We start from the raw sequence: 11,267 nt of genomic DNA on the forward strand, positions 1-11,267 counted from the left end.
TGCTCCCTCGCGCTGGCGGCCGGCGGACGGCTCGGCGCGGCCGGGACCGCCGTCCTGGTGGCGGCCTTGGGCACCGCCTTCGCCGGGCTCCAGCTGTTCGCGTTCTCGATGGTCCCGGACGCGGTGGCGGCGGCCGAGACCCGTGGACCCGCCCGCGCGGGCGCCTACACCGGGGTGTGGACCGCCACCGAGGCCGCCGGGACCGCGCTCGGCCCCTATGCCTACGCCACGGTGCTCGCCCTCGGCGGCTTCGTGTCCACCACCGAGGGCCGCTCCGTGCGGCAGTCCCACACCGCGCACCTGGGACTGCTGCTGGGCATCACGGTGGTCCCGGCCGTGTTCATGGCGGTGGCGATGGCATGCCGACGACGATGCCGCCTCGACCGCCGCTGACCGTGTCCCGGAGCACATCCGGCGCCGGTATCCGCTCCAGCACCCCGCCCGCGAACACGTCGTACAGCGGCAGCGTCTCCAGATGGACATAGCCGATGTGGCAGTCGCAGACCGCGAGCGGACAGGCCCGGGGCCGCAGCGCACCTCGATAGGAGCCGTCGTACAGGTTTCCCAGCTCCGCGCGGACGAAGTGGCAGCGGCGCACCGTGCCCTCCCCGTCCACCGAGATGACCGACTCCCCGGTACGGCAGGGCAGGCCCGCGCTGCGGTGCGGATGGCGGCTGTACGGGAAGAGCGGGTCCAGCGCGGTCCACTCGTCGGCCTCGGCGTCGGTGTAGGTGTGCCCCTCGGCGGCGTTGACCCACAGATAGACCTGCTCGGGCAACTCGGCGCGCAGCCGCCGGGCATGCTCCAGATGCTCCGGCAGGCCGACCACGCCGACACTGTGCCGGACCCCGCGGGCCGCCAGATCACGGCACTTGGCGAGAAAGCGGTCGTACGGCGTCTGCCCCGGATGGTACGTGCACCACAGCGCGACCGTGTCCAGGTCGGCGGCCGCGAGCCAGTCGGTGCGGCAGCTGAGGTTGGTCTGGATCGCCATCCTGCGGATGTGCGGCAACCGGCTCAGCTCCACGAGCGCCCGCCGGTACCAGGACCGCACCAGGCCCTCGCCCCACGGGGTGAACAGCAGCGAGAGCCGGTCGCCCTCCTGCGCGGCCGTCCAGTCGGCGAACCGCTCCAACGCGGCACGGTCTGCGGTCAGTTGGGCACGGCTGTCGCGCCGCTTGGCGAACGGGCAGTACGGGCAGTCGTAGTCGCACGACGCCAGCGGGCCCCGGTAGAGAATCGTCAGATCCATGCGTGTGCCGTCACTTCAGCTCGTACGCGGCCATCCGCGCCCGCACGGCGGCGGAGAACAACTCGGGGCCCACCGCGTCCGAATGCGCCAGCCCCTCGGGGCTCAGCCGCAGCAGCCCGGGGCCCGCCGAGTCGTCCAGCCAGCCCCGCCCGGCGAACCGGTCCAGCTCGGCCGCGAAGTCCTCGCCGGGCGCGCTGCCGAACCGGTCCCGGTACCGGGCCACCGACATGCCCTCGGCCTGGAGCAGCGACTGGAGCAGATGACGGCGGCGCGCCTCGTCCCCGGTCATCTCCCAGCCGAAGTCCGCGTGCCGGAAGCCGTCGGCGGAGCGGGCGGTGTACGTGTCGATGATCCCGCGTATGCGGTGCATGTCCACCGCGTAGTCGAACGAGTAGTGCAGCCGGGAGGTGTACGACCGGGCGCCGCAGCCGAGACCGACCATGCCGTCCGTCTGGCACGCGTAGTCGCCCGCGCCGGTGTCCGGGGCGTCCGCGCGGCGGAACATGCGCATCGACACCTGCTCGTAGCCGTGCGCGAGCAGATGGTCCCGGCCGTGCCGGTACAGCCGCAGCCGCTGTTCGTCCCACTCGGCGCCGGCGGTCACCGCCCGCTCGCGCTGCCGCCCGAGACCGGTGAGCGGGCGCACATAGAGGGGGTACAGATACAGCTCCTCCGGCCGCCAGGCGAGGGCCGCGTCCAGGGAACGGGTGAAGGACTCCTCGGTCTGGCCGTCGATGCCGTAGATCAGATCGATGTTCAGGACGGGGATCCGCACTTCGCGGACCCGGGCGAGGGCCGCCTCCACATCCGCCCGCCGCTGCGGCCGTACGGCGGTGCGCGCCTCGGCGTCCACGAAGCTCTGCACGCCCAGGCTCAGCCGGGTGGTGCCCCGCTCGGCCAGCACCGCCAGCCGGTCGGCGGTCGCGGTGGCGGGCGAGGCCTCCACCGACAGCGGGATCGCGGCCAGATCCGCGCCCAGTCCGTGCTCGGCCAGATCGCACAGCCGCTCCAGCTCCGCCGCCTCCAGGAAGGTCGGAGTGCCGCCGCCGAAGGCCGCGTTCGCGAACCGCGCCCCCTCGCCCAGCGCCTCGCGCACGGCCGACGCCTGCCGCTCCAGCGCGTCCAGATAGGCGCCGGTCAGGCCGTCCGGCGCGCCGATCCGGGTGAAGAGGTTGCAGAAGCCGCAGCGCACCTCGCAGAACGGGATGTGGAAGTAGAGCGACAGGGCGCCCTTCGGCTCGTCCGCCCACAGTGCGCGCAACGACGCCTGCGCACGGGGCAGCGGGCGGTAGGCGGTCTTGTGCGGATAGGCGTAGACGTACTGCTGGTACGGGCGGACGGCGGGGGCCGTCGCGGTGGCGCTGGTCATCGGGCCTCGTCGACGAAGAAGTGGGCATAGGGGACGGTCCAGACGACGTCATGGCCGATACGGTGACCCGTGTAGCCGTCCTCGCCGTACGCGGTGCCGTGGTCGGAGCAGACGATCGCGAGGCACGGGCGGCGCGCGGAGGCGGCGGCCAGGAGCCGGCCCATGTGCCGGTCCACGTACTCCAGGGCCGCCGCGTGGGACTCCCGGGTGTCGCCCGTCTCCTTGGTGGCGCCGGGCAGATGGAACCAGTTGGGCTGGTGCAGCGCCGCCACGTTCACGAACAGGAACAGCGGCTGGTCCGCGGGGAGATCGGCGACGACCTTCTCGGCGCACGCCACCTGGGCCTCGAACGAGGTGGGGGAGGCCACCCCGAACTCCGGCTCCCAGTGGCTCTCCTGGAACATCCCCGGCAGCACCGAGCCCAGCGGACCCTGCTTGTTGAAGAAGCCCACCCCGCCGACGCACACCGTGCGATAGCCCACGGCGGCGAGCCCCGAGACCAGGTCGGGGGTGTCGTAGACGAAGGTGCCCGTCCCGGTGCTCTCACTGCCCGCGAAACGGGCGGCGAACAGCCGCGGATGCGGCCCCGGCGCGGCCGGGGTCGGCAGGAAACCCGCGAACATCGCCTGGTGGGAGGCGTAGGTGAAACTGCCCGGAGCGTGCCTGCGCTCCCATGTGCCACCCGGCAGATGCCGGGCCAGATTCGGGATGCGCCCGGCCGCCGCCAGCTCCTGCGCGACGTCGTGGCGCAGGGTGTCGAGCGTGACCAGCAGCAGATCGTGGCTCCCCACGATCTCGGTCATGTCGATCTCGGTCATGTCAAGCGGAGATGTCATGGTGGTGCTCCTCGTGTTTCGGCCGCCGTACGACCTGGTGGGGAGGTCGTACGACGTGTTCCGGAGGTTGTACGACATGCTCGGGCCGCCGTCCGACCTGCTTCGTCGGCCGTAGGGCGGTCCGGGCCGCGGCGACCTGCGCGGCGTAGGTGTCCAGGTGTTCGGCGCCGCTGCCGGGGAGGCCGGTCAGCCGGGGGAGCAGATCCCCGAAAGCGTTCACCTCGCCGACGGTGAAGCGGCGCCATCCGGTGGCCGGCAGGATGTCCACGCCGACGCACAGCGTGCCGGGGAAGCACCCGGCCGCCCGCTCGGCCACCTCCAGGACCTCGGTGAAGTCGCCGCCCGCGGCCCGGATCGCCGCGCGGACCGCGTCCAGATCGCCCCGGGCGCCGCCGAGATGCAGATTGGTCATCGGGTGCCGGCTGGTCCGTACGACGGCATGCGTGGCACGGCCCGCGACCACGACCACGCGCAGATCGGCCGCCCGGCCGCCCGCCATGGCCTTCGGCAGCCACCGTTCCACATGGACGCCGTCCGGGACCAGCGCGTCGACCAGGGCGGCGACCTCCCGCTCCGAGGTGTAGTCGCGCACCCGCAGCGAGTTGTACAGCCGGCCGTCCTCGGTCCGCTCCACGGACGTCGTCGCCTTGACCCGCCCCGGGCCCGCCACCGACAGCGCCACCACACCGGAGGCCGACGACCCATGGGCCGCCTTCACGAACACCCGTGAGAAGCCGGCCTCCTTGAGCTGCCGCCGCAGCCCCTCCCAGCCGTCGAACGGGCCGCTCAGCGCGGGCGGCAGAGGGACGTCGGCGGCGGCGAGCCGGGCATGGCAGCGCCGCTTGTCGAACATCACGGCGATCTCTTCGGAGTCCGCGCTCGGCACCGCACCCGCCCGGTGCGCCGCTCGCGTCAACTCCCCTACCGCGGTGGTGAAACGGCGGTACCACAGCGCCGTGCCCTCGACCCGGGTCGGCTCGTCGACGTCCCGCAGGAGCAGGTCGACCTCGGCATTCTCACCGGGGGAGTCGATCCGCACCCACTCGCCCGGCGCGAAGTCGTACCGCCCGCGCAGCACGTCCCGCCAGGCGAGCACGCGCGGGGCCGGATGCCCCGCGGCGCGTACGGCGTCGGCGAACATGGTGGTCCGCCGGTTCTCGGGGTTGCCGACGACGGCGAACCGGAGGCCCGCGCCGGGCGCCGGGTTATTCGGAGACGGCGACATAGCGCCACTCCTCGTCCCGCCACCGGTGCGGCTCCTGACGCTCCGAGAGGTCCACCTCGGTCCCGGCGGAACCGACGGCCGCCTCGATCCGCTCGGCCATGGAGTCGCCGAGGAAGTGGTGGTGCAGATCGAGCCGCTTGAGATGGGTAAGCGGCTGGCCGCGCAGCAGGGCCTCGCCGCCGGCGTCGGTGAGGATGCCCATCGACAGGTCGAGCGACTCCAGCTGGGCCACGACCGGCGCGGAGGCGATCGCCGCCGCGATCTCGTCCTGCACCTCGCTGTCCTGGAGGCCGAGATGACGCAGCGCCGGGAAACGGCCCCCGGCCAGGATGGGCGCGAGGTCGGCCACCGTGGCGTCGCCGCCGTAATTCTCCACGCCGAGCCACAGATCGAGCCGCTCCAGGGCGGGCAGTTCACAGGCGCCGACCGCCCGCACCACCTGTCCCGGCAGACCGCCCGACTCGAACCGCAGCACCCGCAGCGCCTCGTGTCGTACGGGCCGCAGCGACAGGGGCTCCTCGCCGAGCCCCTGCGCGTCGCCGCCGCGCACGCCCAGCTCCTCCAGCAGCGGGAAGGTCTCCAGGACCGGGGTGACGTCGGTGAGCTGGAGCCAGGAGATCTCGCACTCCTCGCCGGTGACATCGGCGAGGAACAGGGCACGCAGCGCGGGGAAACGCCCGGCGTCGGCCAGGATCAGCTCCAGTACCGGACGCAGTTCGCTGTACTCGTCCTCCCACCAGGGCCCGATGACGAGCGCCCGGACCTCCGCGCTCGGCACCCGCTCCATGAAGCTCTGCCACACCTCGGGGAAGGGGATGTCCCCGGCCTCGAAGCAGTCCAGCCGCCAGGCCACGTCGCCCGCGGCCGGAAGCGCCTCTCCGCCCGGCTCGGGCAGGGTGAAGACGGGCAGTCCGTGAAAGGTCTCGAAGTGATCGGCGAAGGTCATGTCAGCCTCACTCCGCGACCGCGGTGTAGCGGTGCACGACGCCCTCGTGCTCCCAGGTGTCGCCGGGCTCGGACAGGTCGACCTCGACACCTGACGGCTCCAGCGCCGCCCGGACCCGCTCGGCCACCGGCTCGGTGACATAGTTGTGGTGCAGGTCGAGCTTGGTCAGATGGGTGAGCGGCTGCCCGTCGAGCAGCGCGATCATGCCCTCGTCGGTGAGCACGCCCATGGACAGGTCGAGCGAGGTCAGCTGGGCGACGACCGGGGCGCTCGCCACGGCGGTGGCGATCTCGTCCTGGATCTCGCTGTTGCGCAGGCCGAGATGGCGCAGCGCCGGGAAGCCGCCCCCGGCGAGGAACGGCGCGAGGTCGGCCACCGTAGCGTCGCCGCCGTACTCCGAGACACCGAGCCATATGTCGAGGTGCTCAAGCGCGGGCAGTTCGCTGCCGGCGACACCGCGCACCACCTCGCCGGGCAGACCGCCGCTCTCGAACCGGAGCACGCGCAGGTGCTCATGGCGCACCGCCGGGAAGCGCAGCCCGGAGCCGCCGCGGATCCCGAGCTCCTCCAACAGCGGATAGGCGGCGAGGACCGGGGTGACATCGGACTGCTCGATCCAGGAGATCTCCGCCTCCTCCATCTCCAGGTCACCGATGAACACGGCGCGCAGACCGGTCAGCCGCTCCCGCTCCTTCACCAGGCGGTTCACGATGAGTTCGGAGTCGTTGTCGTACGCCTCGCCCCACGGGCCCACGATGATCGCGCGTATGCCGGCGGGATCCACGGTCTCCAGGAAGCGGTCCCACAGTTCCTCGAAGGCGATGTCCGAGTCCCCGTACGGATCGACGGACACCCGCCACGCCACGGCACCCGCCGCCGGCAGCTCCCGCTTCGACTCGGGTTCGAACTCGAAGGCCGGGAGGCCGTGCAGTTCCTTCAGATGCTCGACGTTCGACATGACGCGCTGGCCTCCTGGGACCGTGATCGTGCGGTGGTTGCAAGAGTTCTACCAACCCGCACTGACAACGCGGATGACGGGCTGTGGAAAAGCCGCTCGCGGGGCCGTTGTCAGACCCCCCGCGTAGCGTCGTGGTCATCGGTCGGCGAGGTGCCGACGGGGAAGGGAGACACCTGTGTACCGGCAAGGAGACGTCCTGATCGTGCCCGTCGCGGAGGAGGCCGTGCCACCCGGCACCGACCGGCTGCCGCGTCAGCCGCGGGACACCCGGGGCAGGTTGGTGCTGGCCCTCGGCGAGGTCACCGGCCACGCGCACGCCGTGGTCGGGCCGGGCTCCCTGGTCCGCGAGACCGGGCCGTTCGGCACCGCCTACCTCCATCTCCCGGACGGCGGACGGGTGGTGCACGAGGAACACGCGGCGATAGCGCTGCCCAAGGGCTGGTACCGCGTGGTGCGCCAGCGCGAGTACGTACCCGGCGCGGTCCGCGTCGTGGCGGACTGAGACGGCGGGGCGTGGAGGTGAGGGCGGTCGGTGAGGAAGACGGGGGCGCGGCTGTGACAGCGGTCGGTGACGAGAGCGGGGGAACGACGGTGGCGGTCGGCGGGAGAGCCGGGGCATCGATGGCGGCGGTGATCGAGGGAGTCGAGGGAACGGTGAGTGCGGTGGGCGGGGAAGTCGAGGAAGCGATGACGGCGGGGAGCGGTGCGGTGACGACGGCGGAGACGGCCCACACCTGGCGGGCGGTGGCCTCGGCGACCGGTCCCGCGGACCGCGCGGCCGCCGAGGAAGGCGTGCGCCTGGCCTACCGGCTTGCGGGCCTGCCCGAGCCCGAGACCGTCGTCTGGGCGGACTCGCCCCGCGAGGGCGCGTCCCTGGTCGCCCGGCTGACGGCGGAAGGCACGGCCGGGCGAAGTGTCCGCGACGCGGTACGCACCCGGCCCTGGGCGACCGCCCGCCGGCAGCTGTTCGACCGGCTGGGCTCCGACGGCTGGGCCGAGCACTGGGCCCTGACCGGGGCTCAGCTGTGGGACGGCCTGGTGATGCTGACCGAGCGGATACGGACCGGGCTGATCGAGGACCTGGCCGTCACCGCGGTCGCTTCGGACGCTGCGACCGGCACCCCGGTCGATGAGGAGGCGGCGGCGAAGGCAGCGGCGGCCGCCGAGCAGTCCGTCCGTCTGACGCTCCTCGACGCCGTCCTGGGCCAGCACGACGCCGCGTGGCTGGCCGCGTTCGACGGTCAGGAGGGTGGGGAGGCCCTGGCGGGGATCGCCGCGGTGGCCCGAGCCGCGGGCTGGTGGTGGCCGTACGAGAGGACGGCGGTTGTCTGCGAGCGCCCCGTGGCACTCCATCTGGACGAGGCAGGCCGCCTCGACCGCGGTGACGGCCCCGCGCTCGCCTTCCCGGACGACTTCGCCCTGTACGCCTGGCGCGGCATGCCGGTCCCGGCCGAATTCCTGGACGAACTCACCGAGTTGACGCCCCGGCGGATACGCGAGGAGGAGAACGCCGAACTGCGCCGCGTGATGCTGGAGCACTACGGCTACGACCGCTACCTGAAGGAGTCCGATGCCGCACCGGTGCAGCGGGACGAGACGGGCGTGCTCTGGCGGCTCGAACTGGAGGGTGACGAGCCGCAGGTGATGGTCGAGGTCGTCAACTCCACCCCGGAACCCGACGGCACCCACCGCACCTACTGGCTCCGCGTCCCGCCCCGCACCCGCACCGCACGGGAGGGCGTCGCCTGGACCTTCGGCCTGGAGGAGGCGGAGTACGCGCCGATGCGCCAGACCTGAGCCGGCCGCACCACGCCGGGCCTCGGCGCGAGCCTTGGTGCGGGCGGCAGCCGGCCGGCCGCCGCCGGTCCGGGGCGGGGCCGGGGACGACCGGCCGGCCGCCGCCCGCTCAGGCGCCGGTGTGGAGCGTATGTCCCCATGCCTCGACCGTGGTGACCTCGCCGCGCTGGGTGAGGACGTCGCTGACGAGAGTGTCGTGCACCGCGGGCTTGGGGTCGGCGCAGGCGTCGGACAGCACGGTGACCCGGTAGTCGAGGTCGGCGGCCTGGAGCGCGGTGGACAGGACGATCCCACTGGTGGCAATGCCCGCCAGGACGAGATGGTCGATGCCCTGGGCGCCCAGGATCTGCTGGAGATTGTTTCCGGTGAACGCGCTGACCCGGTTCTTGTACACGACGATCTCCCCGTCCGTGGGGGCGACATCCGGGTGGATCGCGGTACCGGGGTCGTCCGCCGTGAACAGGTGCGGCGGCAGGGCACCGAAGGTCTTGTTGAAGGGGTGCGCGTCGACATGCCCGGTACGCAGCTGGAGCGCCACATGGATGACCGGGACACCGGCGGCGCGGGCGGTACGCAGGGCTCGCACGGCACGGGGGAGGTAGTCCTCGGCCACCTGGGGGACGTGGCAGTTCTGGACGTCCATGAGCAGTAAAGCGGTGCGGGGCATGGTGGTGCCTTTCGTACGGTCGTGCGGTCTTACGGTGGTGCGTCGTCGGCCTTCGGGAGGAGGATCCCGGGGCTACTTCGCCGCCTGGGTGTCCGGTGCCGGGGCCCGGCCGAGGGAACGGTCGAAGACGCTCAGCAGCAGGTAGAGCGCGCCCGCGGCGAGCATGATCCAGACTAGGTGGTGCATACCGCCGGTGTCGATGTGCTTCCCGAAGGACGCGGCGGCCGCGGAGGAGGCGATCATCGAGCCGATGTAGGCGAAGGTGCGCAGCAGCCCGGCCGAGGAGGCGATCCGCTCGGGATCGGCCTGGAAGTAGACCGAGTTCTGGAGGGCCAGATTGTTCAGCCCCTGCGGGATGCCGAAGACCAGCGTGACGAGGAACAGCGTCCACAGCGGGCTGCTCCCGGCGAGGGTGAGCATCAGCAGACAGGCGACGATCTGCCCCGCCGCGCCGACCAGCAGCTTCCCGCGTACGCCCGGCCGCCGGCCGGAGACGATCGAGACACCGATCGCCACCAGGAACGTGGGGATCTGCACCAGCCCGGCGCGGAAGGGGGACAGCCCATAGCCCTCCTCGGTCCACTGGCTGAAGCCGTAGAGGAAGGCGTAGGCGACGACGTACGCGACGAGCGCCCGCAGATATGTGGCCAGGAGCGGCGTGTTGCCGCCGAACACCCGCAGGTCGATGAAGGGGGCGGCGGCACGCAGCTCCCGCACCGCGAACCCGGCGCCCAGGGCGGCGGCGATCACCAGCAGATACCAGTCGCGCGGATGCGGGTTCATCAGGAACAGCAGCAGCGAGGTGAGCGTCGCGGCGAACAGAAGCATGCCGGGCAGGTCGAGTTGGGAGACCAGACGCCCGCGTCGCTCGGCCGGATCACCCGTCGTGGGCACCGATCTGGGCAGCCAGAGCAGGCCCAGCACCACGGAGGCGACGGACAGCGGCACGTTCAGGGCGAAGGTGGCCCGCCAGCCGCCCACCGCGATCAGCAGCCCGCCGAGCAGGGGGCCGATGACCGCGATGGTCTGGTTGGCGACCGCCAGCGCGGTCAGCACCCCGCCGGGACTGTCCCGCCCGGTGCGCTTGGCCTCGCTGCGCACCAGGGCCATCGCGGCGGGATAGCCGGAGCAGGTGCCGAATCCGAGCAGCACACGGGCGACGATCAGCACCGCCATGTTCGGGGCCAGGGTGCCGACGACACCGGCGATCCCGACGAGGCTGGTGCTCGCGAGGAAGAGCCTGCGTGGCCCGAAGAGGTCGATGAGCCGTCCCACGACCGGCTGCCCCAGCGAGGTGGCCAGATAGAGGGCGGACACCAGCCACGCGGTCTGCGAGGCCGGTGCGCCCAAGGCCTTGCCGATGGGGACGAGCGCGACGGAGATGATGGTGGAGTTGATCGGGTTCAGGACCGAGCCGAGCATCATCGGCGGCAGCAGCCGCCGGTCGAATCCGGGCTGGTCCGTCTTGCGTATCGCCCCCGGCTCGGTGTCAGTCATGGGTGAGCCGTTCCAGTACGGCCATGGCGGCGATCACATTGCGGCGTTCCTCTTCCGTGCACCGCTCCTGCAACCGGCCGGCGAGCCACTCCGTGCGGGCCTGCCGCCCCTTCTCCACCCGGCGCCGGCCCGCCGCGGTCAGCTCGATCAGCAGCCGCCGCCCGTCGTCCGGGTCGGGGGCGCGCTCCACCAGCCCCAGCGCGACGAGCGCGGCGACCATCGCCGTCATCGACTGGTGCCGCACCCCCTCGGTCGTGGCCAGCTCGCTCGCCGTGACACCGCCCTTGTCGGCCAGCCGGGCCAGCACGGACGCCTGCCCCAAGGTGATGTCCTCGGCCTCGGAGGCCTTCAGGATGCGCCGCCGCAACCGGCTGATCACCGCGCGAACCTCACGCGACGCCTCGACCGCCGACGGCGACAGACTCGGATTCTCACTCATGTCCCGCACCTTAATCTGTACAGCTTCACCTGTACAGTTTCTCCTGTATGGAAGTCGAGTCGCGCGGGGGACGCCTGCCGTCCGGTCGGCGATCCGTTTTGGGTGGGGGCGTCTATGCCTTCTCGGCGAGTCCCGCCGCGATGAGTTGTTCCCAGACGGTCGGGGTCCGGGGCTCCTCCGAGGGGTCGGGGCGCCACTGGACTCGGCGTCCGTTCTCCAGCGACCGCCGCCGAAGGCGTCCATCAGTTTAGCCCGGGCGGCCTCGGTCTCCTCGCTGTGGC

Annotated in this window: 12 protein-coding genes; 3 read left to right on the plus strand and 9 right to left on the minus strand. The window is 72.2% G+C overall.

Annotated elements, in window-relative coordinates; genetic code table 11:
• A partial coding sequence (locus CCN72_RS11925; RefSeq protein WP_208637981.1) for an MFS transporter occupies positions 1–393 on the plus strand: 393 nt, incomplete at its 5' end.
• Here CCN72_RS11925 and CCN72_RS11930 read toward each other — a convergent pair.
• From CCN72_RS11930 to CCN72_RS11955, 6 genes are read right to left on the minus strand one after another with little or no spacing between them, the layout of a single operon-like run.
• The gene (locus CCN72_RS11930; protein ID WP_208637982.1) at positions 341–1,252 is read right to left on the minus strand and encodes an STM4011 family radical SAM protein; all 912 of its coding nucleotides are present in this window, start codon (positions 1,250–1,252) and stop codon (positions 341–343) included. The two genes, CCN72_RS11925 and CCN72_RS11930, sit on opposite strands and share 53 nt — an antisense overlap.
• Positions 1,253–1,262: 10 nt before the next feature.
• Positions 1,263–2,621: an STM4012 family radical SAM protein gene (locus CCN72_RS11935; RefSeq protein WP_086807504.1), complete on the minus strand. Its 1,359-nt coding sequence runs from the start codon at positions 2,619–2,621 to the stop codon at positions 1,263–1,265.
• The gene (locus CCN72_RS11940) at positions 2,618–3,424 is read right to left on the minus strand and encodes an STM4013/SEN3800 family hydrolase (RefSeq protein WP_086807510.1); all 807 of its coding nucleotides are present in this window, start codon (positions 3,422–3,424) and stop codon (positions 2,618–2,620) included. Before CCN72_RS11940 ends, CCN72_RS11935 begins: the two co-directional genes overlap by 4 nt.
• Before the next feature lie 16 nt (positions 3,425–3,440).
• Positions 3,441–4,682: an STM4014 family protein gene (locus tag CCN72_RS11945; protein ID WP_208637983.1), complete on the minus strand. Its 1,242-nt coding sequence runs from the start codon at positions 4,680–4,682 to the stop codon at positions 3,441–3,443.
• Positions 4,663–5,628 (minus strand): STM4015 family protein, encoded by a 966-nt coding sequence (locus CCN72_RS11950; protein WP_086807505.1) that lies wholly within the window; start codon positions 5,626–5,628, stop codon positions 4,663–4,665. Before CCN72_RS11950 ends, CCN72_RS11945 begins: the two co-directional genes overlap by 20 nt.
• A 7-nt stretch (positions 5,629–5,635) precedes the next feature.
• On the minus strand, positions 5,636–6,586 hold the full coding sequence (locus CCN72_RS11955) for an STM4015 family protein (RefSeq protein ID WP_086807506.1): 951 nt from the start codon (positions 6,584–6,586) through the stop codon (positions 5,636–5,638).
• Positions 6,587–6,761: 175 nt separating this feature from the next.
• On the opposite strand from CCN72_RS11955, the gene CCN72_RS11960 reads away from it, so the two are divergent.
• Both CCN72_RS11960 and CCN72_RS11965 read left to right on the plus strand, forming a co-directional pair.
• Complete coding sequence (locus CCN72_RS11960; protein WP_086807507.1) at positions 6,762–7,088, plus strand: hypothetical protein; 327 nt, start codon at positions 6,762–6,764, stop codon at positions 7,086–7,088.
• A 185-nt stretch (positions 7,089–7,273) separates the two neighbouring features.
• A complete protein-coding gene (locus CCN72_RS11965) occupies positions 7,274–8,383 on the plus strand; it encodes a DUF6745 domain-containing protein (protein ID WP_086807511.1) in 1,110 nt (369 codons plus the stop codon).
• Between the two features lie 109 nt (positions 8,384–8,492).
• Here CCN72_RS11965 and CCN72_RS11970 read toward each other — a convergent pair whose 3' ends face one another.
• From CCN72_RS11970 to CCN72_RS11980, 3 genes are all read right to left on the minus strand, one after another.
• Positions 8,493–9,050, minus strand: coding sequence for a cysteine hydrolase family protein (locus CCN72_RS11970; protein WP_086807508.1), 558 nt, complete (start codon positions 9,048–9,050; stop codon positions 8,493–8,495).
• A gap of 72 nt (positions 9,051–9,122) precedes the next feature.
• Positions 9,123–10,547, minus strand: coding sequence for an MFS transporter (locus CCN72_RS11975; RefSeq protein ID WP_202442780.1), 1,425 nt, complete (start codon positions 10,545–10,547; stop codon positions 9,123–9,125).
• Positions 10,540–10,986 (minus strand): MarR family winged helix-turn-helix transcriptional regulator, encoded by a 447-nt coding sequence (locus CCN72_RS11980; protein WP_086807512.1) that lies wholly within the window; start codon positions 10,984–10,986, stop codon positions 10,540–10,542. Before CCN72_RS11980 ends, CCN72_RS11975 begins: the two co-directional genes overlap by 8 nt.
• Positions 10,987–11,267 lie beyond the last annotated feature (281 nt).

It is taken from the genome of Streptomyces murinus, assembly GCF_002154555.1.
In the GTDB taxonomy this organism is placed as follows: domain Bacteria; phylum Actinomycetota; class Actinomycetes; order Streptomycetales; family Streptomycetaceae; genus Streptomyces; species Streptomyces murinus.